Origin of the sequence: Acinetobacter populi (assembly GCF_002174125.1) — a bacterium.
GTDB lineage: Bacteria > Pseudomonadota > Gammaproteobacteria > Pseudomonadales > Moraxellaceae > Acinetobacter > Acinetobacter populi.
Genome location: NZ_NEXX01000005.1, coordinates 262,700 through 284,694, shown reverse-complemented (window position 1 = coordinate 284,694; position 21,995 = coordinate 262,700). Strand labels below are relative to the sequence as shown.

Here is a 21,995-nt window from a genome sequence, read left to right as displayed (position 1 = left end):
ACACAAATTTTGGATAGAACTCTCCCCTGCGTTGCTTAAAGCCGCCTTAAATGAGGAGAGTAAGTCCTCTCTAACCGAAAGAATCAGAGAGGTTTAGACATTCACTGCACAGTGAATTAATACAGTTTTTTCTGGGGTGGTCCGGCAAATTTCAGCGGGCCAATGGCATTCATATCCAGTTCAATCACACTCGGACCTTGCCATGCTACGGCTTCCTGAATCACTATTTTGAATTCGTCAGCACTGGATACACGCCAGCTTTTTGCGCCCATTGCTTCACCCAGCATTTTAAAATCAGGTGCATGCAATTCATTGAAATACTGGCGACCACCAAAATAATTATTCTGGATACCACGCATAACGCCATAACCGCCATCATTCATGATCATTAACACCAGATTGGTACCTTCCTGAACCATGGTGGCAATTTCACCAATACCCAGTGCAAGACCACCATCACCGACCAGACCGACCACTTTTTTATCCGGATTGGCGATAGAAGTACCAATGGCCATTGCCAGTCCCAGACCGATTGCCCCAGCAAGGGAATGGATATTTTGATTGGGTTGTTGTACCGGAAATAAACGACTACCCCAAGTACTGCCAGACATGGTGATATCACGTACCAGAATGCCATCTTGCGGTAAAGCAGCTCTTAAATGCTGACAAATCAGGCTATATTGATCCAGTTGTGTGGATAATGCTTCGATCGCAGCTTGTCTGGCTGCCGTGATAGCGGCATCATAAGTTGGATCAATTTTATTGATGCCTTGTAATTGCATCAACGTAGACTGTAAAACCACCTTGGCATCGCCTGCAATAAACTGACGCACTTTATAATTACGTTGTTGCGCCACAGGATTGGCATCAATCTGAATCAGATTATCCGGAAATTTGAGTGAATAAGTTTTGGTTTCATTACTGCGTAAACGAGAACCGACCACCACCATTAAATCCGCATCAGCCAACAGTTGTTCAACTGCCGCAGAATTATGAAATGCACCTAAAGTACGTGGATGCTCATCGGCAAGAATGCCACGACCATGGGTCGATGACACCACCGGAATTCCCAAATCCGCAATGGCACGAATTTCATCCACACAATGCAATGCACCGCCACCAATCCAGAAAATTGGACGTTGTGCTTTTTTAATTTCTTCACTCAGCAAATTGATTTCAGATGCTGCAACAGGGGGTAGCTGCAATGCGTGTACAGGTCCCAGATTTTGCGGTAAATCAATTTCTGCGGCTTGTACATCAATTGGAATCTCAACACTCACCGGACCCATAGGCACAGTGGTTGCCACCCGAATTGCCTCACGGATAATCCCTACCGCCTGATCCGGGCTGGTGATGCGAAATGCAGCTTTGCTTGAGGCTTTTAAAAAAGTCAGCTGATCTTTGGTTTCATGGATAAAACTGGCATCACGATCCAGATATTCCCGTTCGACTTGACCGGTAAGATGTAATACCGGACTTGCCGCATTCATCGATTCAATCAATGCACCAATGGCATTACCTGCCCCAGCACCAGTACTGGTTAATGCCACACCTAAACCTTTAAAACGGGCATGTGCATCGGCCATGGTGACACTGCCGGCTTCGCCACGTGCTGCGACAAAACGGATTTTTTCACGACGCCCTACAGCATCGGCAATCGGTAAATTATGAATAGAAATGACACCATAAATACTCTCGACCTGATGTTGTTCCAACACTCGAGCAATGGCTTCGCCTACATTGACACGCTCAGTCATACCTTGATTCCTTTAATTAATATGTTAAACCCGATTGAATGGATCAGACCAATTGTTTGGTTGTTCATTTAAGCCGATGTAAATACTTTTTTGCTGGGTATAGGCCAGCAAGCCCTGACGACCTTTTTCACGACCAATACCACTTTCCTTATAACCACCAAAAGGGGCAGAAATTGAAAATTTCTTATAGGTATTGATCCATACGGTCCCAACTTCCAGTGCCTTGGCCAGTTGCCATGCTTTACGGTAATTTTCAGTCCAGATCCCTGCGGCCAAACCATAACAACTGTCGTTGGCCTGAACGAGCAGATCCTGTTCATTGTCATAGGGCAATACCACCAGAACAGGGCCAAAAATCTCTTCCTGACAAGTCTGTGCCTGATTACTCAGTCCAGTAATAATGGTTGGGGTATAAAAACTGCCGTTAGAAAAATCACCGTCACTAAGAATCTGCCCACCAATTTCGACCTTACCACCTTCTTGGATTGCCAGTTGCACATAACGATCCACCGACGCTAAATGTGCCTGACTAATCAGAGGGCCAACATGCGTGCCAGCTTGTTCCGGATGTCCAATGGTCAGATTTTGGGTAATATCAATCAGGCGTTCTAAACATTGTTTATAAATACTGCGGTGGATAAATAATCGGGAACCCGCAATACATGCTTGTCCGGCAGAGCTAAAAATGCCATAGGCAATGCCTTTACACGCCAGTTCGATATCGGCATCCGGTAAAATAATAGTGGGGGATTTGCCACCCAGTTCCAAAGAAGTAGTGATCAATTTTTCCGCAGCAATATGTGCCAGATGACGTCCTGTATTGGTGCCGCCAGTAAAGGAGATTTTTTTCACCAATGGATGTTTAACAATCGCTTCGCCAACCACCGAACCTTTACCTACCAACACACTGAGCAAACCTTTTGGTAATCCCGCCTCTTCAAAGATCTTTGCCAGTTCAAGCGCAATCAGGGAAGTTGCTTCAGCTGGTTTTAAAATTACTGCATTTCCTGCCGCCAAGGCTGGTGCTAACTTTTGCACCTCACTGGCAATCGGCGAATTCCATGGCGTAATCGCTGCTACGACACCAACCGGCTCATGAATACTCATGGTGAGTACATCATTGGCACGTTGCGAAGTCAGTTCTTCGTCCATGCTTTCACAGGCAGCCGCTACATAGCGTGCAGTTGCTGCGGCACTCAATACCAGACCTTTAGTTTCTGCTAAAGGTTTACCATTGTCCCGGGTTTGCAAACGACTCAACTCATCGGCACGTGCTTCTATCAAATCCGCGACTTTATATAAAATTTTGGCACGCTGAAACGGCAAACTGCTCCGCCAGCTTGGTTCACGCCATGACTGTTCGGCTTTTTGGATGGCGTCTTCTACATCGTCCAGACTGGCAGTCGACAATTGCGCATTCACAATACGATGATCGGCGGGGAAAATACTCTCAATCATGTTGCCTTTGCCCACACGCCATTCACCTGCAACATAAATTTCTTTGATCATGTCTTGTTCCATCCTTAAATTTGTACCGCATCAACACTATGGCGACATGCCCGAATCACACTTAATGCAGCAAGTGTTGAGGTCTTGGGATTGGTTTCCAGTGGTACGCCCACCAGTTCAATCTGCATTTTTCCAAAGCGACCTTCGACCTCAATGGTATGTTTGTTTTTATTGATGGCGGGATCTACGGTCAGTTCTACAATCGTGTCATCCATACCTACACCGGCCAATGCAATGGTGGCCGCCACATTGGCATTGGCCGGAAATTTCAGGGCAGCATCACGTGCAGTACCACGATAAAACACCTGTGCTTCACGTACTTGATCCAGATCAATCAATTGTTCTGCATAACTGCCACGCCAGCTTTTGGGGCTTTTACATCCTTTGTAGATGACGCGTTCCAACCCCCCTTCTTTGGCGGCAGAAATTCCATCAATCCCGGCAATGGCACCTGCCAATACATGCAAATGCGCCCCATTTTTTTCGGCAGTGGCCTTTAAATCGGTAAATAAATCCAGGTTGGCTAATGTCCCGACAGAAATCAGTCCTAGTGACCATCCACGTTGCAGAATCTTTTTGGCATGTTCATGGACTGCGGCCTGACCTGCCACTTCAACCACATAATCCGGTTCACCCAGACATTCCTCTATGCTGGAAATGACCTGAATTTCCTGACTTACTTTTGCCTGTACTGCTGCCTTACTGCTGGCAGGCACAACAATCCATTTCAGTTTTAAATCATCTGGCAAATGGGCATACACTTCTGATGCCATTGCACCAAACCCAATCATCATCAGTTGCTTCATTGCTACCTACCTTATATGCCTGATTTATAAATGCTTGTTAAAGCCGCCAGAGACATCAATCGTTGCGCCCGTAGTATAAGATGCCAATGGTGAAGCCAGAAAAACCAGTGCATGCGCAGGTTCTTCCGGTTTACCCAGACGCCGCATCGGAATACCACGTTTTTTGGCAATGTTTGCTGTCCAGTCTTCCCAACTTATGTCCCGATCGGTACGTTCCTGATAGCGTCTTTTCCACTGTGCAGACTCCACCATACCCAATAAAATTGAATTGACACGGATATGAAATTGAGAGAACTCATGCGCCAGCGAATGGGTTAAATTCAATAACGCTGCCCGGGCTGAAGACGTAGCGATCATATGTGGTTCGGGTTGTAAGGCCAGCAAGGAATTCACATTGGTAATTGAGGCATGTTGAGAACATTTCAGTTGCGGTAAAAAGGCTTTCACCGGATATAACACGCTGAAATATTTCAGCTCAATTTCCTTGATCCAATCTTCATCTTGCGTATTTTCAAAATTGGAAACCCGTCCTTGTCCTGCATTGTTAATCAGTAAATCAATGCCGCCAAAAGCAGCATTGACCTGCTGTGCGAATCTTTCTACATCCTCTTTGTCCAGCACATTACAAGGTTGCACAAAGATATCTGCCTGTGGAAATTTTTCCAGAATATAGTCTTTGGACTGTGCCAGACGCTCTGGATTACGTCCGCACCATGCAACCCTTGCACCTTCTGCAACCAGAATTTCTACCACAGCTAGGCCTATACCAGACGAGCCGCCTGTGACCACTGCGATTTTTCCTTCAACTTGGAAGCTCATATTTATATCCTTCTTACAAGGTTGCTGATTGTGCAGATAAAATAATTTGATTAAATTGTTCAGGTTGATCGAGATAACTCAAATGACCAGCCTGCTTGATTTGGAGAAACTGCTGCGTTGCCATTTCCTGTACCAAACGTCGAATATTTTCAGGCGGCGTGATCTCGTCTTGTTTTGCAGCAATTACCACACACGGAACTTTTAAATCCTTTAAATAATTGCGAATTTCATCATAGGCCAGTAAATAAGAGGCCTGAGTAAATCCTTCCAGACGTAATTTTTCCATGACGTTGGTAATGAGGGCCAATGCCTGAGGTTCGTGTTGATACAACATATGCGGACCGCGCGCTTTTGCTAGACCAAAAGCACCAAGCTTTGCCAGCAATTGTGGTCGTTTGGCAAATACCGCCGCTTTTTCTTCCTCAGAATGACGCTGGTAACCTTGTGCCACATTGGCAATTACCAACTGCTTGACCCGCTCAGGATAAACATGGGCAAAAGCACTGGCCTGCATAGCACCCAGTGAATGCCCAACCAGAATGATCTGATCTGCACCAAGAACATCCAGCAAGCCTTTTAAGCGTTCTGCATAATCTTTTGCACTGGGTTGTGGATTATCCAGACAATCGGACAAACCATAACCCGGTGCATCCCAAGCAACCACATGATAATGATGACTCAATTGCTCAAGCTGATTAATCCATGAACCCGAACCCGAGCTAATCCCGTGCAACAAAACCAGATACTGACCATTACCAGCTTCCCGGTAGCCTTGCTGAACACCATCAAGACTCACAGTCTTTAGTGGATAGTGGATTAATTTTTCAATTAGCGTCATCATCTTTTCTCCCAAAGATAAAACCATTAAGTACGTTTGATTTTGGAAAGTGGATGCTCAGGTGGATAATTTGGAATGGTTGGTTTACCTGTGCCCAACATCACACACATCAAGGCTTCTTCATGTTGGTTCGGGTTATAAAGACCACGATAAATACCCGGTGGGATCGAAATCAGATCACGTTCTTTTAATCGTGTAGAGAATTTTTCGCCGTTATGCTCAATAAATAGATCAATCTCGCCACGCAGCATAAAAAATACTTCTTCGACATCATGGTGAATGTGCAATGGCCCTTCACATTGTGGTGGCAACACCATGGTTGAGAAGGTAAAGTTTTCTGCCGGTACAGTATTATTGTCCTTGGCAACACCAGTTGCGCCTGTACCCATATAACGCATTTGTGCCCGACGGTATTTTGGATCGTAATCTGCCTGAAATTTCAGTGCATCAAAGTCATATTTACGTGTTTCAAATCTGGCAATTCTGGAACTGATCCATTGTTCCAAGTTTTGATCTTCTGGTTGTACCCATGATTCAAAAGTTTCGGTTTTCGTAGTCATACGATTTACTCCTGCTTAAATCAGATTAATAACGTTTCAATAAAGGAATGAGGAAGAATGACCCCACGACAGCAACAGCAGCCAGGAAGGTAATACCCAGATTAAAATTCGAGGTTTGCATGACAATATAACCAATCAATACTGGCGCAATTGCACTGGCAAAGTTACCCAGCCCGTTGAAAATTCCACCTGCGGTTGCACCGACATCAGCCGTGGTCACTCGTGAAAGTAGAGCAAATACTGCTGCTACACCAAAGCCCCATGCCATAGCACTAAACGACATGGATAAAATAATTAGAACAGGATCGGTCATCAGCACCATGACATACATGAAAATACCGGCAATCAATAACCCACCCGAAACCTGTATCGCACGGCGACCCATTTTGTCCGAAAATACTGCGCCCACCACTTCACCAATGAGCATGGCCATGAAAGGAAAGCTGGAATAAATACCGAATTCTTTCAGGTTAAAGCCTTTATCCTGCATTAAATAAGAAGGTACCCAGCTATTAAGCCCCCAGAGATAAGTCATCAGAGCAATGTTAAAGATACAGATCAACCAGAACGCATGATTACTCAGCAATACTTTGGTGTTCTTGAGATGATCCTGAAAATCAATCTGTTTAATCTCACCACTACGTTGTAAATCGCGCGTCTTTTTCAGTTCAAGATTACGCAAACCCACAACAATGGCGATCAATGCGATTAAGGTCAGCACAGCCATCACAAAGAATGTGGTATGCCAGTCATAGTTGGCCAATACATATGCCGTGATCGGAAAACCTAAAAATGCACCTATTGGTGTTCCAAGGAGAAACATCGTGGAGGCACGGGCCTGCTGACGATCGGTATAGGTTTGTTTAACAATGGTATATGCCAGTGCAAATAAAGGACCTTCTGCCAAGCCAAGCAAAATACGCAACAACAGCATGCCACCATAATGTTCGGTAAAGCCCATGCACAGCATGAGTAAACCCCAAGATGTAACACTCCAGAACAACAATTTTTTAGGATTAAAAATATCACCTAAAAAACTTAGGAAAATGGAGGAAAATCCATAAGCCAGCAAAAAGCTGGTCATCAACCATCCAAGCTTGGCTTTATCTTCTCCAATTCCCATAGAGCTTTGGAAATGTGGATCAGAAAACAACACTGCTATACTGATTTTGTCGAAAAACGCGAGTACCACACACACCATCAAGACAAAAGCAGGAATCCAATGCTTTAATCCTGTTTTTGTTTCATCTTCACTACCCATATCTATCTATCCTTCAACCTGGCTCAAAAATTCAGAATTTGATGCTTATGGTTTTAATTTCATGACATTAAATTCTGGATTTTCTAATTGCTCGGGATCTAAATGTGTTCCAGCTTGCATCCAGCGTTTCGCAAGCTTGACAAGTTTAGAATCATTCACCGCGATCAAGTTTATAAGTTTTTGATTTTCATCAAGATACAAATAACTTATTTGCGAATCATCTGTTTTACGTATCACCAGTGTTTGTACTTTCTCTGGCTGATATGTACCTAAAATCTGTATGTTGAAATGGTATTGATCCGACCATAACCACGGAATATCGCTATATTCAGTTGCCATACCCAGCATAGATTTGGCTGCGGCAATGGCTTGATTTTGTGCATTTGCCCAAGATTGAATACAAAATCCCAAGGTCGGATGAATTGCGACATCACCAGCGGCATAAATATCCTGATCCGAGGTTTGCCCAAAGTGGTTCACCACAATGCCATCTTTCACATCCAAACCAGCATTACTGGCTAATTCCTTGGCAATCTCTGCACCAGCACCCACCACCACACAATCAAATGTCTGGGCCTGTAAATCACTTTCTGAAATTTCGATTTTCTGTTGTGAGGTTTCAATCAGATGCAGTTTTTGGCAATTCAAATGAATATGTATGCCTTGTGCTTCATGTATCTGTTTTAAAAATGCTGAAACTTCCGGACTAACACTGCGTGCACATAAACGTTCGCCATATTCAAACAAATGCACATTTTTGCCCTGTTTCCTTCCGGTTGCCGCAATTTCCAGTCCAATCCAGCCACCACCAATAATGGCAATGTTGTCCGATTTTTCAAAAATCGCTGCCAAGCGCTCACAATCTTGTACGTTACGCAAAGTCACCACATTCGGCATAAATTGCCAGGTCTGAACTGGAATACGCGCCCGACTGCCTGTGGCAATTAATAACTTGTCATAAGGCAAAACCTTGCCACTTTGTAGCACGACCTGCTTACTGTTACGGTCAATTTCAATGGCTACATCAGGTTTATGCCATTCAATTGAAAAGGCCTGTACCTGTTCAGGTGAGAATAAATTTAAACTGTCGTAACTTGCTTCTTTTGCCAGCACTTGTTTCGATAAGGGTGGGCGTTCATAAAATGCCATGTCTTCATTAGAAACGACATGAATTTCTCCATCGAACCCTTGTTGTCTAAGCGTATATACTGCCCAGCCTGCTGCCTGTCCGGCACCAATGACAACTACTCTTTCCATAGCTTCCCCCTCCTGACTCATCTGTGCATTAACCCACTTTGATCTGACGACGTGTATCGTGGTCCAGACCACCTTCAATTGCCCACTCTGTAAACAATTCCAGACGATGTTCCTCGACACGGGGCTGCCATTCTTCTGTCAGATAATCATCATTGGTGTAATATTCAAAAGCACCACCTAAAGGTGAATGCACATACCAGAAATATGCAGAAGAAATCGGATGACGACCCGGGCCAATAAAGGTTGACCATTTGGCACGATTCATATTCAAACCACCACCAATCACTTCGTGAATATCCCGCACCACAAAAGCCACATGATTTAAACCGGCGGGTTTATTGGGAACTGATAATAAAAACAAATCATGGTGATAACCTGTGCCACGACAACGTAAAAAAGCACCACGATCTTTGTAGGCATCTGAAAGAAAGAAACCTAACTTTTCTTTATAAAAGTTCTCTGTTTTGGCTAAATCCGGAGTAAAAAACACCACATGGCCAATCGAAATAGGATCACCTTGTTCATAGACTGGACTGGCTGCATTAATGCGCTCAATTCTGCCGTACTGATTAATCCCTTCTGCTTTAAGTTCCGGTACTGCTTTGACAATAGAGGGCTGAAAAGTAATGGTCATGCCATTGGGATCTAGACATTGCACCATGTTGTCTGTGTGTTGAAAGCCCTGCACAGCCTGAAGATTTTTTGCCAAATCTGTGAGATCTTCGGCAGACTCTACGCCCCATACGACTTCACGTAAGGTTGAACCTGCCTCAATTGCCGCAGGTAAGCGTGCATCGTCAATATCAAACAGATAAAGTTTGCTACCATTTTGCGTCTGGAATAAATCTGCACCATCAAGATCAGAGGACGCTGCTTTTAAACCAAAATCCGTTAAAAATTTTTGTGCTAGTGTGCGATCTTCTACACCAAATTTTAAAATTTCGATTCCCGTAATCATCGGTAATCTCCTTAATTAAAGACGAAACCACCATTCACCGGAATATTCTGTCCAGTAACAAACGATGCTAAATCTGATAACAAATATAAAGCTGTGCCGTTCAAATCATCAGGATGCTGAGGACGCTGAATTGCCCGCCCGGTGACATACTGCTGATGCCGTTGTTCCGGCACATATTCAGTGGCTTCAACCAGCGTTAATCCCGGAGAAATGGTATTCACACAAATATTAAATTCACCCAATTCTCTTGCCATGGAGCGTGTCATAGACAAAATTGCACCCTTACTGGCAACATATGCCATGAGCTTAGGTGCACCCCAAAGTGCCGTATCAGAGGCAATATTGACAATTTTTCCAGCCTTGCTTTGCTTTAAATAAGGAACGCAAGCCTGAGTCATCAACCAGGTACCTTTGACATTTACGGTCATGACTCGATCCCATAAATCACTGTCATAATCCATCATGTCCTTACCACCAACACCTGTTGCAAGGGCTGCACAATTGATTAGTCCGTCAATACCGGACATTTTTTCCTGTGCAAAATCAACCGCAGCACAAATAGAATCCTGATTGGCCAAATCCAAACTGGTGCCAGACACAGGCAAACCTTTTTCCTGCAAAAGCTCTACTTCAGATTGCAAGACATCGGTTAAAATATCTGCCATTACAACCTCAGCACCCGCCTGTGCAATCGCTTCTGCAAAACTATGTCCCAGACCACGTGCTGCGCCGGTGACAATAATTTTTTTGCCTTGCAACAATTGTGTATAATCAGACATGAGCAGCGTCCTGCATCGGGATCAGCTCAGCAGAAGCTGTCTCTAAGGCAGCAATTTTTTTCAATTGCTTTTCAGCTTCTTTTTTCATTAAGCGACGTAACCGTGACAAGCCCACATCATGCTGATATAAAAACTCATGCTGACGTGCATTCGGTGCAAGGTTTTCCAGAATAATGCGGTCTTGTTCCAGCACATCCCAATGTAATTTTTCCAGATGGTTGCGATACATAAACCGCCATACATGACGTTGCCAGCCAGTAACCTGACGACATCTCCAAAAGAAAACACGGGTATTATTGGCATCAATTGGGGTTGCAAAGCCGACAATCCAGAACACACCACCCGGACCAAACTCTTTACGGTAAGGAATAGAAAGTCTGAGCCAGCTAGCACCGGTATTACCATATTCCACCCAGTCAAAATTGACGCCAGTCTGACCTTCCTTCTCAAAAATAAAACCATCTTTGGTGGTGCGATGTTTCATTTCTGCGGTACGTTCACCTTCTGCCATAGAATGCGAGGTACAATGCAAATAAGTACCGTGCATAGGATCCATTACATTATCGATGGCATATTGATGATTAACTTTCCAGTCTGCCTGACACAGGAAAGCACTCCATTCCTCACTTGCCAATTGTTCGGGGAAATGTAAATCTTGGGGTGCTTCATTGGGATCAATACCAAACCAGATAAAAATTGCATCATGTTTTTCAATAACAGGATAACTTTTTACACACTGGCTGCCTTTCAACGGGCACGCATGTACGGCCGGCACATCGGCTACTGTACCTTCGGCATTGACTTCAACACCGTGGTACCAGCAAGCGATGCGATCGCCAAGATTCCAGCCCAAAGACAAACGGGCACCACGATGCGGACAGCGATCTTCAAGTGCATGGATTTTTCCATCGGTATCACGCCACACCACAATATTCTCACCCAGACGGGTAATCCCAACAGGATTTGCCCCCACTTCCCAACTTGAAAGTACCGGATGCCATTGATCTCTTAAACCCAGATCCAGATAGCTTGCTACATCAGTTTCGATATTGGCTTGCATATTCATTATCCTTACCCCTTAATAACCCAAACGCTGCATTTCTTCACTAAACTGTTCGACGGTCCATGATTCACCCGATTCCTGACGAAAACCCTGTTGATTCAGTTGATTCACCAGTTGATCAAGTTCAGTCACCCCTGTGCTAAAAGCCTGAATCAGTTGTTGGACCATATCTTGTTCGTAAGAAGAAGGTTCTTTGTATCGGGTTTGCCAAATCAAATGTTCGACTTGTCCCGGAATTTGAATATTATTAATCCCGGCTTCTTTTGAAGGCGTCGGATTCATCCACATTGCCAGTTTTTGATTAAATGCTTTCATTAAATCCACTCCTTCTTAATTCAACTGAATTTGGACATCCTGTCCTTCAACGCGAACAGGGTAAGTACATAGATTTCGGCATCCCGGTCCACTTTTCAGCTCGCCTGATGGGATATCAAAGATTGCTTCATGCAACGGACATTCAACGCTCTGGTCTTCAATAAAACCTTCTGTCAAAAGTGCATAAGCATGAGGACAAACATTTTCTATCGCATAGAAATTATCTTCGAGCAAAAAAACACCAATTTTTTTGTCATTAATTTCTATTGCTTTTGGTTGATCTTCATTCACATCATCAACATTGCAGACAGAAATCCAGCTCATACTTTAACCCTCAAAATGTTTTATATACAAAACACTATTTAATCCGTAAAACATAACTAGAGCATAAACCCCATATTATTTTTATGTCAATAAATAGATATACATATAATTCAAACATATATAGAAAATGAAATATTATGTTACATATTTTGCAAGCTAAAAAAAGTTTTATATATAAAATTATAGATACTGTTTTTAATGTTAAAAAAAGGTGCCTCATGCACCAAATCAAATCAATCAACCATTAAGGAAATTTTTATCCATGGTCTCCCAATTTGAAGAATTTAATCATTCTGATACCGATAAAAACGAAGAACGCTATTTGGTTCCGGGACTTATGCGTGGTCTGGCAATATTAGAAGCCTTTAACGATCACGCCAGTGAAATGACGATTTCAGAAATTGCAGAATTAATTGATGTGAACCGTTCTAGTGCATTCCGTCTGATTTATACGCTGGAAGCCTGTGGTTATTTGAAAAAAACTTCACAGAAAACATATTCATTAGATTCTAAAGTTATGGAGCTTGGTTTTAACCATTTATCCAAACTTTCGCTTACCGATATCTCAACACCGATCATGAAAGATCTGCGTGATCACATTAAAATTGCCATTCATTTATCGATTCTAGAAGGCACCCATATTGTCTTTATTAATAATGTACAGTCTGTAGGACATTTCACCAGTAATATTCATGTCGGTACCCGCTGGCCTGCACATGCAACTGTTATTGGTCAACTATTACTGTCGAATCTTTCCGAAGCAGAAGTGCGCAAACGTTATAAAAAGTTTCAGGACTGGGATACCTTTTCAGATTTAACCCCTAAGAACCTAAAAGAGTTACTCAAACGCCTAGACTATGTACGGACACAAAAATCTATGACCAGTTGGGGACACTATAATCACGATATTGCTGCATGTGCTGCACCCATTTATCGCCAGCTTTCACAGGAAATGGTGGCTGTCTTATCCGTCAGTTGCCCAGTTAGTACCTATGATGAAGATACTTTTAAGAATAAAATTGCTATGGAAGTAATAGAAACCGCCAATAAAATTTCTAATTTTCTTTATTGATCATTTTCTTATATTGAAACATTAAATTTTATAAATCAAAAAGTTGATGCCTTAAAATTAAATTTTATACATCAACTTTTGCTTTAACTTAAACAAGGAATCATACGATTTTCATAATTAGCCTAAACAGATTTTTCTTATCACCAATTCAATTTCAGCTTATACTCATTTTTAATATAGAGACCATAATTTTTTCAGTTTAAACCACTTTTTATTGTTATATAGGTTTTAAATGAACATTCAGCATCAGGACAACACACAAAATGGCAGCTTTTTTATTGATGGCCCAGATCATCAAAAAATTGCCGAATTAACCTATTTCTGGAATACTCCAAGTCATTTTAGTATTGATCATACTTGGGTCGATGATTCATTACGTGGACAAGGTGTCGCACGGTTATTATTCGATGCTGCCATTGCCTTTGCACGGGAAAGAAATGTCACTATTATTCCGATTTGCGCTTATGCTGATGCGATGTTTAGACGCGACTCAAGCTTTAATGATGTTCTATATCATGCTGAATAATTGTTCCACGTGAAACAAAAAAACCATATCTATTTTATTAACCGATGTTGAATATTATCACGTCCGGCAAGTTTGGCCTGATACATGAGCTGATCTGCATGTTTCAAAGCATCTTCTAATACATTGCATTGATTCAACTGGACAACACCAAAACTTGCCGTAACCAGAACCGGTATTTCTGGAGAAACGACTTCTGTACTTAAAATATGACGTATATTTTCAATGGTCTCCAATGCCTCTGGCAGGGAGACATCATATAAGATACAGACAAACTCCTCCCCACCTATTCTGGCAAATAAATCATTAGAACCCAGTAAAGAAGAAAGTTGATCTGCAAAAAATTTTAATACCTGATCCCCCGCAGCATGACCATACTGATCATTCACTTGTTTAAAATAATCAATATCACACATGAAAAGTACATTGCTATGCTTTGAATCACCCGGTAGATAATGACTGGCTTTTTCAAAGAATGAACGGCGGTTTAAAATCCCAGTTAGATCATCAAAATTTCGTTCTTTATCTAGGGCAATTAAGGTATCCTGAATACCTGTTCCAATCAATAAAGCTGCAAAAAGCAACTGAAAAAACAGGCCGATAAATTGGGTTAAAAACCCGATATAGGATTGGCTATAATTAAAGGTCGGGCTGACATTAAACACTAAATAAATGAGCAGAATTTCTCGGAATAACAGACATGCCATCATCAAAACGGCACACCTTTTCAACCATTGATCAAATTGATGTCGCGTTTTAGCATGATAAAGCGCAGGTAAAATATGGCTAAAAATCAGAAAAATACTCAGGCCATTAATCGCATACCTTACGCTAATCTGCTCATCGATAAATGAAAAATAAAATATGCCAATCTGATTTAAAACCAGTATTACAAGGCAAAAAAACCATGAAATCTGTGTATGAAAGCGTAAAGCAATGGCTTGTGCTAAGGCAATAAATGTCGCCAGATAAATAAATGCCAACCAGAAGGCCCATTTAAACAAAGCCTCAGCAGGAACAAGACTTTGTCCAAGCAAGCCTGCACCGGCACTAACTGCACCGATCGCTAACCAGAATAATGAATGTATATGACGGTGTTGCAACCATAATATGGTCGAAAAAACACCAATAAAAATCAAGCATATAGGGACAAGTAATACGAAATCATTGGCTGCCGAGTTTAACAACATCGAATCATATTACCCCTATGTCGTTGATTTAAGGTGTTTGCAATGCCGCAATCAATTTTTGATGTAATCCACCAAAACCACCATTCGACATGATCACAACGGCATCGCCTGCTTTCGCTTCGTTTTTAATACGGGCAATAATATCATCCAGTGACTGACTGACCTGAGCATGATTTGGAGCAGCATCAACAATAGGTTGTAAATCCCAGTCCAGACCCGCAGGCTGATACCAGATCACTTCATCAGCAAGACGTGCCGAATGTGCCAAGCCATCTTTATGACTGCCCATACGCATAGTATTCGAACGTGGCTCAATGATCGCCCACAATCGGCGTTCACCCAAGCGTTTTCTCGCACCATCGAGTGTGGTTTCAATTGCTGTCGGATGATGAGCAAAATCATCATAAACTTCAATGCCATGAATGGTACCCAGTAATTCCATTCTGCGCTTGACACCACCAAAATTGGATAAGGCATCACAGGCTTGGGCAATTTCAACACCGACATGTTCAGCCGCAGCAATGGTTGCCAATGCATTGGCCACACTATGCTGCCCTGTCATACTCCATTTGACTTCACCTTTCACTTGACCATGTTGCAACACTTTAAAGTGGCTACCATCCTCAGAAAGTAATTCGGCATAAACCTCGGCATGATCATTTGCCTGTAAACTGGTCCGTACAACAGGCGTCCAGCAGCCCATTTGCAATACTTCATCGATATTGGTTTCGCTAATTGGTGCAATGATTCGTCCAGTGCTCGGAATCGTACGCACCAGATGATGGAACTGCTTTTGAATCGCAGCCAAATCATCAAAAATATCGGCATGATCAAATTCAAGATTATTTAAAATCGCTGTACGTGGATGATAGTGTACAAACTTTGAACGCTTATCAAAAAATGCCGAATCATATTCATCCGCTTCAACCACGAAATAATCACCACCCAAACGGGCACTTTGACTAAAACCAAGCGGTACACCACCAATCAGAAATCCGGGATTTAAACCCGCCTGATCCAGCACCCAGGCTAGCATGGTTGTGGTCGTGGTTTTACCATGAGTACCTGCCACACCTAAAACATGTTTGCCCTGCAATACATGATCTGCCAGAAATTGCGGTCCGGACGTATAAGGCAAACCAGCATCAAGCATATATTCGACAGCATCGATACCACGTTTCATCGCATTTCCAACAACAACCAAATCTGGATGTGGTTGTAAATGGCTACGATCATAGCCTTGCATCAAAGCAATGCCTGCATTCTCCAGTTGGGTCGACATGGGTGGATAAACATTTTGGTCGCTGCCTGTCACAGTATGTCCAAGTGCTCTTGCCAGCAATGCCAACGAACCCATAAATGTGCCACAAATACCCAGGATATGCAGATGCATCTTTCTTTCTCACTTCTCTCATTCACGTATTTGGCGTGATTTATCTTGCAAAAAATTAGGGTCTATTGATACTTCATCTATGTTTGCGCCAGTGGCCGTTTTTTAGGCGATACTAGGCATGAATAGTGAAGTTTAGTCATTCTAAATAAACTATTCATAACGACGTAGCGTCAAAAAACGGCCCTGTCCCGAAGGGTTATGGCTAAAATTCCCCCATACATCGTTACAAAGCTCGACAAGGGAATAACCATTGACTTCGCTTTGTACCTAGTCTGAAGAAATTTTAGCCTATAACGCAATCTATTTATGAAATGTCAATAGATCCAATATAAAACGATAACAAGGCTAATCCAGAAAAGATAGTTGTTCTATAAATTTTTTATATCACTTATTGCAAAGACTTTTAATGAATCAATAGAAACATTTACAACTTGCTAGCTGACGACTGCCCGAGATTGTGATGTAGTAATGAATATTCAAGCAAAAAAGTGATAATAAAATGGATACCAAACAAGGCAAAGTAAGCACAGAACAAAAACAGCATATTTTTTTGATTGGTCTGGATCGAGCAGAAAAACGTAATGCCTTTGATAGTTTTATGATCGAAGCGTTAGCACAAGCCTTGACCGACTATGAAAATAATCCGCAATTACGCTGTGCAGTGATTTTTGCCCACGGCGAACATTTTACCGCAGGTCTAGATTTATTCCAGTTACAGCCCTTTTTACAATCCGGCCAATCTTTATTTCCTCAAGATAAAATCAATCCATGGGGCACCAGCGGTAAACATCGCACCAAGCCTGTGATTGTTGCTGTACAGGGAACCTGCTTTACCGCAGGCATAGAGTTAATGCTGAATGCAGATATCGCAATTGCCGCAGACAATAGCCTTTTTGCACAAATGGAAGTCCAGCGCGGTATTTTACCTTTTGGCGGTGCTACGGTGCGTTTTGTACAGGCCGCAGGCTGGTCAAATGCCATGCGCTATATTTTAACAGGCGATAGTTTTGATGCCCCAACTGCATTAAAAATGAATCTAATCACAGAAATCTGCCCAGCAGAACAATTGTTCACACGTGCTATTGCCTTGGCACAATCCATTAGCCATGCTGCACCGCTGGCTGTACAAGCCAGTCTGGCCGCTGCCCATGAAGCATTTGATCTGGGCATCCCACAAGCATTGACACGTTTGCCTCAGCATCTGACGCCATTATTACAGTCTCAGGATGCAATAGAAGGTGTGCTAGCTATGCAACAAAAACGGACGCCAAAATTTAAAGGTCAATAAAGCTTAATTCAGTTAAAATCGGCTGTTAAACATCTTTTTGGTGCTGCCATGAGCCTACCCTTTATCTTATTGATTATCTCCAATTGTTTCATGACACTGGCCTGGTATGGACATTTAAAATATTTACATGATGCCCCATTGTGGCAAGCTATTTTATTCGGTTGGGCCATCGCACTATTTGAATATAGTTTTATGATTCCTGCGACACGTTTATTGGCAGAACAGGGCTGGTCATTGGGTGAGATGAAAATTTCCCAAGAAGTGATTACACTTTTAGTATTTGTACCCTTTATGATTTTTTTATTTAAACAGCCGTTTAAACTGGATTATTTATGGGCGGGAGTCTGTTTGATGGGAGGCGTCTATTTCGTGTTTCGTAGCCAGAATTAAAGCGCTTGTACGCATAATTTTTACAGACTGCTAGGGCTTGCCTATATTAAGCAAGATTAATAACAAAAATCACTTGCTTAAGTTTTGAGATTTGCGCATAGTAAATTTGAATACAAATTAGACTTTGAGGATAGAAAAATGGCTTATTATCACGTCGTCATTGAAGCGCGAGAGAACTTGGGTAAAAATGATGAAGAACGTGAAATTTCGCTGTTCGACATTACCGATATTCAGTCCATTATTCCAACCATTATTCGCCCTTATATTCTCAAAGCGGAATTAAATATTGATGGTGATTTAATTGACTATGAAGAAATCGATTTATTTGCCATCAAGCAAACGATCTTGCCGATTCAACAACTGATTGAACAAGAACAAAAAGAATTGCCTTCCAATACCGATGTTACCATCACTGCCTTTGAAATTTTTAATGATCGGGATTTGTGTCAGGATGTCACACAAGTGGTACTTGATCTTTTAGAAGATTAATCTAAACAGCTTTTAAGCTGCCTGATCACTTCAGACAGCCTTGCAAACAATTTATTGTAATTGGATACTGCCATTGGCAACCACTTTAATCTCACTATTGCCAGCCTCAATATTTTGACTTTCAATATCGGCAGATTGCAATGAGATTGATGCAGCTTTGGCATACATTGGCATAGGTCGATAGCCGCCACTGGTATTGAGTTGTAAGTTGACTAATTCATATTTGCTGGCATTCCATGGCGTAATCAGCAATTGTGCGCGTTGCTGAAAGGCTCTGGATGCTTCCACATATAACTCATCTTCAACTTTTTTACGCTGTGCATCCGAAATATCAAAACTAATGCCTTGCAGCTGAAGCTGAGTTTGTAATTTGGCAATCAATTCACTGGTTTGTTTAAAATCCTGACTATTTAATACCACTTCGGCACGTCCACGCCAGTTAACCAATTGACGTTTATCATTATAAACAGGATACGTATTCTGATTGCCAGTTTTAATTTGTACCTTCGGATATTGCTTTGCCGTTGCAAGGGTCTGATTAATCACCGTATTTATTTTATTGGCCAGTATTGTGGCATCTTTTTCGTTTAATTCGGTGTATAGTACGGCCTGCATTTCATCATTCGCCACTTCACGCACGGCTTCGGCCTGTAAATTAATAATTCGGCGATCATTTTCCGCATTTGCCAATGACATACATGCAAGGCTGGTTAAGCCAATACTGCCGACTATCACTGCTTTTTTAACGATTTTTTTTAGCATCATCAAGATGTCTCCATTATTTATCGTATTGGCTAAGACAAAAGGATAATTTAATACATTTCAGGATCAGGCATATGAGTGTTATGGTATGATTTTATGCAGTTATTTGTGTTGACGATCTTTAATTCAAGCGATCCTTTGAGAATTCTTCTCTCAGTGATCCATGCAATATAAAACCAATACAATATAAAAAGGCACCCTGATGGATGCCTAAGATATTGCGCATTAAAACGATTAGCCGCGTACAACCAGCACTGGTATATTGATTTCGCCTAAAACGCTTTGCGCCACACTTCCTAGAACCATTTTCTTAATGCCTTTGCGACCATGTGAACCGATCACCAGTAAATCCGCATGTAATTGCTCTACAGCATTGACAATTTCTTTATGAATAATTTGTCCTTCAACAATTTTGGTATCTACCTCAATCCCTTGTTGTGCAAATTGTTGTTTTGCCTGATCCAGAATTTGCTGAATCCCTGCTCTTGCCTGTTTAAGATAATCATCCTGCATGTCACGTGTATTAATAAATTCCACACCAATAAACGGATCTAAAGTCAACACGCAAATTGCCGTCACCTTACTTCCAAATGCTTTTGCAAGATCAGCAGCTTGTTTTACTGCAACCAATGATGTATCAGAACCATCAACCGGAACTAAAATATGTTGATATGCCATTGTATTACTCCCTTTTTAGAATTAAAAAAAATTACGTTCTCTTTAATATGCTTTCATCATTAATATAGACCGATTCCGGCACAAACAAAGTGGCAATTTGTATGTATTTTCAAAAAGAATAAATTTCTTCTTTGATACAAATTTGCCAATCTCCTCTCTATCCCTGATAAAAAGTAGGTGTTTAAAATATTATCATATTTTTATGTTTAATTTTCTCCTTGCCACTAAAGTTGCAAAAAATACATCCTCAGCAATAAGTTATCTTTCTTGGTAAAAATGTTAGGCATAATCAAACATAATTCAGAATTTTCGTTCAAACGTTAACATCCATTGACGGATGGTTCGAGTATAAAACACATCAATATTGGAATCGACATCATCGTATTGAAAACCAAGTTTTGGTTCAACCTTCCAGAAATTAAGCTTTTTATGTCCAACGTTAATCATGGCATTTAAACGTCGATCTTTGCGTTCCAATGCCGTAAAAGTCGGATGATTTGTTAAATATTTCCGCCATGCGAGTTGAGTGTTGGCAGTTGCATTAAAACCATTTTTCCATTGTTTACTCATACCTATATTGATCGCATATTGATTAAAACTTTCAGAAGATTTATCTAAATCATCATGCTGCCATGAAATTCCCCCAAACATTGCCGAATCTACAGAAAACAATCGTACTAAAGTTGAGGAGAGAACAAAAGTATCACCATTAAATGCAGAATAATCAGAATTTTTATATTTTTTTTCAAACCAGCGTGTATTCACATTTGCTTGCCAGCGAGAACTAAGCCATCGTCCATATCCTGCCAAGACTCCAAAACTATCTTGATAATGCTCTTGATCCAACCATCGCCAATCCAGCGTTGGACCAGTATAAAACCATGATTTAATATCCTGCCATTTATAATTTAACCCAAGATTAATGCCATGTTCATCAAAATCATGTGCGCTGGCATAATTCAAACCATCAAAAGATGTGTTCCAACTTAAAAAATGGTTTCCTTCTAAATTCCAATCCTGATCGAAGCTTAAAGTGTAATTATTTCCCATAGAAGAACGTGGCATATTTTCATCATCTTTCCTTAATAACCAGTTACCAATCGTTAAATACCGATCTGCGGTGGATTGATTAACATTATCATTATAAATGACTCGAAAACGAACTTTTGTGTTAATCCGTTCGCGTTGCTGGATTTGGGTTAAAAACTGTTGTGCTAACTTTTTAAAATTTGGCTGTATGTGCTGATCATCCCGTGTCTGGATAAAGATTTTTTCTGCTTCACGATATTGACGATTTTCAAATAGCATTGCGCCTAGATCAAATCGAACATAATCCAGTGTTGCATCATTCTCCAACATTTTTTGGTATTGCTGGATCGCCTGCTTATGTTTGCCTTGGTGACGAAATAAAGCACCTTGAGCATAGAGCACCAGCATTGGATCATGTTTTACAGACTGTAAATAAAGTGGTAAGACTTTTTCAAGCGTTTTCCAGTCCCTTTTCTGGATTGACGTACTAATAATAATTTCAGCGATTTGCGGATTATTTTTTACGTCTTCATCGGTAATATTGACAGGTTTTTGTTGTTTTTGCTGCTTGTGATCTTCTAAGGCTTTTTTATGTTGTTCATCTGGTGCACGATAACGATCCGAATTGGACAGATCCGGAGAAAGTTTATCCAGATTGTCCAATGGCTGGATTTCAACTGCCACAGGTTCGGGTAAATCCGGCGCCCGGTCCATACTTGGTGCCATATTCATAGTCGGTATAGGCATTTCTGCATAAACAGGTGTTGAAGAAAATGTCGATAATAATCCAAATATAAACAATGGACTCACTAAAAGCGAAACAGCATGATAACCCAGCTTATTTTTTGTTTGGGAGGAAATTAAACGAGTTTGTTTCATTGCTGGAGAATCCATAATTGCAGCGATTTTTTATAACAAAATAAATAAAATAAGAA

General features: G+C 41.4%; 23 protein-coding genes. 5 read left to right on the top strand and 18 right to left on the bottom strand.

Annotation, left to right across the window (positions count from 1 at the left end):
• Positions 1-116 precede the first annotated feature (116 nt).
• From CAP51_RS14080 to CAP51_RS14020, 13 genes are read right to left on the bottom strand one after another with little or no spacing between them, the layout of a single operon-like run.
• Positions 117-1,757, bottom strand: coding sequence for a thiamine pyrophosphate-binding protein (locus CAP51_RS14080; protein ID WP_087621378.1), 1,641 nt, complete (start codon positions 1,755-1,757; stop codon positions 117-119).
• Between the two features lie 24 nt (positions 1,758-1,781).
• Entirely contained in the window at positions 1,782-3,266 is a 1,485-nt protein-coding gene (locus CAP51_RS14075; RefSeq protein ID WP_087621415.1) for an aldehyde dehydrogenase, read from the bottom strand.
• A gap of 14 nt (positions 3,267-3,280) precedes the next feature.
• On the bottom strand, positions 3,281-4,072 hold the full coding sequence (locus tag CAP51_RS14070; RefSeq protein ID WP_087621377.1) for an aspartate dehydrogenase: 792 nt from the start codon (positions 4,070-4,072) through the stop codon (positions 3,281-3,283).
• 24 nt (positions 4,073-4,096) lie between these two features.
• Positions 4,097-4,891 (bottom strand): SDR family oxidoreductase, encoded by a 795-nt coding sequence (locus CAP51_RS14065; protein ID WP_087621376.1) that lies wholly within the window; start codon positions 4,889-4,891, stop codon positions 4,097-4,099.
• Positions 4,892-4,904: 13 nt separating this feature from the next.
• Positions 4,905-5,732, bottom strand: coding sequence for an alpha/beta fold hydrolase (locus CAP51_RS14060; RefSeq protein ID WP_087621414.1), 828 nt, complete (start codon positions 5,730-5,732; stop codon positions 4,905-4,907).
• A gap of 23 nt (positions 5,733-5,755) precedes the next feature.
• Positions 5,756-6,289 carry a cupin domain-containing protein gene (locus tag CAP51_RS14055; protein WP_087621375.1) on the bottom strand — a complete coding sequence of 178 codons (534 nt, stop codon included), beginning with the start codon at positions 6,287-6,289 and terminating at the stop codon, positions 5,756-5,758.
• 25 nt (positions 6,290-6,314) lie between these two features.
• Positions 6,315-7,550, bottom strand: a complete 1,236-nt coding sequence (locus CAP51_RS14050; protein WP_087621374.1) for an MFS transporter — start codon at positions 7,548-7,550, stop codon at positions 6,315-6,317.
• 45 nt (positions 7,551-7,595) lie between these two features.
• The gene (locus CAP51_RS14045) at positions 7,596-8,807 is read right to left on the bottom strand and encodes an NAD(P)/FAD-dependent oxidoreductase (RefSeq protein ID WP_087621373.1); all 1,212 of its coding nucleotides are present in this window, start codon (positions 8,805-8,807) and stop codon (positions 7,596-7,598) included.
• A gap of 28 nt (positions 8,808-8,835) precedes the next feature.
• A complete protein-coding gene (locus tag CAP51_RS14040; protein WP_087621372.1) occupies positions 8,836-9,765 on the bottom strand; it encodes a VOC family protein in 930 nt (309 codons plus the stop codon).
• 11 nt (positions 9,766-9,776) lie between these two features.
• On the bottom strand, positions 9,777-10,544 hold the full coding sequence (locus CAP51_RS14035) for an SDR family oxidoreductase (protein WP_087621371.1): 768 nt from the start codon (positions 10,542-10,544) through the stop codon (positions 9,777-9,779).
• Entirely contained in the window at positions 10,537-11,610 is a 1,074-nt protein-coding gene (locus CAP51_RS14030; RefSeq protein WP_087621370.1) for an aromatic ring-hydroxylating oxygenase subunit alpha, read from the bottom strand. The genes CAP51_RS14035 and CAP51_RS14030 overlap by 8 nt, the downstream gene beginning before the upstream one ends.
• 12 nt (positions 11,611-11,622) lie before the next feature.
• A complete protein-coding gene (locus tag CAP51_RS14025) occupies positions 11,623-11,922 on the bottom strand; it encodes a recombinase-like helix-turn-helix domain-containing protein (protein ID WP_087621369.1) in 300 nt (99 codons plus the stop codon).
• Between the two features lie 15 nt (positions 11,923-11,937).
• Positions 11,938-12,246, bottom strand: a complete 309-nt coding sequence (locus CAP51_RS14020) for a non-heme iron oxygenase ferredoxin subunit (protein WP_087621368.1) — start codon at positions 12,244-12,246, stop codon at positions 11,938-11,940.
• 262 nt (positions 12,247-12,508) lie between these two features.
• On the opposite strand from CAP51_RS14020, the gene CAP51_RS14015 reads away from it, so the two are divergent.
• On the top strand, positions 12,509-13,318 hold the full coding sequence (locus tag CAP51_RS14015) for an IclR family transcriptional regulator (RefSeq protein WP_087621367.1): 810 nt from the start codon (positions 12,509-12,511) through the stop codon (positions 13,316-13,318).
• A gap of 232 nt (positions 13,319-13,550) precedes the next feature.
• The gene (locus tag CAP51_RS14010; RefSeq protein WP_087621366.1) at positions 13,551-13,844 is read left to right on the top strand and encodes a GNAT family N-acetyltransferase; all 294 of its coding nucleotides are present in this window, start codon (positions 13,551-13,553) and stop codon (positions 13,842-13,844) included.
• A 29-nt stretch (positions 13,845-13,873) separates the two neighbouring features.
• Here CAP51_RS14010 and CAP51_RS14005 read toward each other — a convergent pair whose 3' ends face one another.
• Positions 13,874-15,031 (bottom strand): GGDEF domain-containing protein, encoded by a 1,158-nt coding sequence (locus CAP51_RS14005; protein ID WP_087621365.1) that lies wholly within the window; start codon positions 15,029-15,031, stop codon positions 13,874-13,876.
• A gap of 28 nt (positions 15,032-15,059) precedes the next feature.
• The gene (mpl, locus tag CAP51_RS14000) at positions 15,060-16,424 is read right to left on the bottom strand and encodes a UDP-N-acetylmuramate:L-alanyl-gamma-D-glutamyl-meso-diaminopimelate ligase (protein ID WP_087621364.1); all 1,365 of its coding nucleotides are present in this window, start codon (positions 16,422-16,424) and stop codon (positions 15,060-15,062) included.
• A gap of 499 nt (positions 16,425-16,923) precedes the next feature.
• Between mpl and CAP51_RS13995 the strand changes: the two genes are divergently transcribed.
• The 3 genes from CAP51_RS13995 to CAP51_RS13985 all read left to right on the top strand — a co-directional run bounded on the left by CAP51_RS13995 (position 16,924) and on the right by CAP51_RS13985 (position 18,591).
• Positions 16,924-17,712, top strand: a complete 789-nt coding sequence (locus tag CAP51_RS13995; protein ID WP_087621363.1) for a crotonase/enoyl-CoA hydratase family protein — start codon at positions 16,924-16,926, stop codon at positions 17,710-17,712.
• Positions 17,713-17,760: 48 nt separating this feature from the next.
• Positions 17,761-18,102: a DMT family protein gene (locus CAP51_RS13990; RefSeq protein ID WP_087621362.1), complete on the top strand. Its 342-nt coding sequence runs from the start codon at positions 17,761-17,763 to the stop codon at positions 18,100-18,102.
• Between the two features lie 138 nt (positions 18,103-18,240).
• Positions 18,241-18,591 (top strand): hypothetical protein, encoded by a 351-nt coding sequence (locus tag CAP51_RS13985; RefSeq protein ID WP_087621361.1) that lies wholly within the window; start codon positions 18,241-18,243, stop codon positions 18,589-18,591.
• 51 nt (positions 18,592-18,642) lie between these two features.
• Here the strand turns inward: CAP51_RS13985 and CAP51_RS13980 are convergent, their stop codons facing one another.
• From CAP51_RS13980 to CAP51_RS13970, 3 genes are all read right to left on the bottom strand, one after another.
• Positions 18,643-19,356 (bottom strand): SIMPL domain-containing protein, encoded by a 714-nt coding sequence (locus tag CAP51_RS13980; protein ID WP_245809175.1) that lies wholly within the window; start codon positions 19,354-19,356, stop codon positions 18,643-18,645.
• Positions 19,357-19,587: 231 nt separating this feature from the next.
• Positions 19,588-20,031 (bottom strand): universal stress protein, encoded by a 444-nt coding sequence (locus CAP51_RS13975; protein ID WP_087621360.1) that lies wholly within the window; start codon positions 20,029-20,031, stop codon positions 19,588-19,590.
• A 300-nt stretch (positions 20,032-20,331) separates the two neighbouring features.
• Complete coding sequence (locus CAP51_RS13970) at positions 20,332-21,939, bottom strand: surface lipoprotein assembly modifier (RefSeq protein ID WP_171294796.1); 1,608 nt, start codon at positions 21,937-21,939, stop codon at positions 20,332-20,334.
• Positions 21,940-21,995 lie beyond the last annotated feature (56 nt).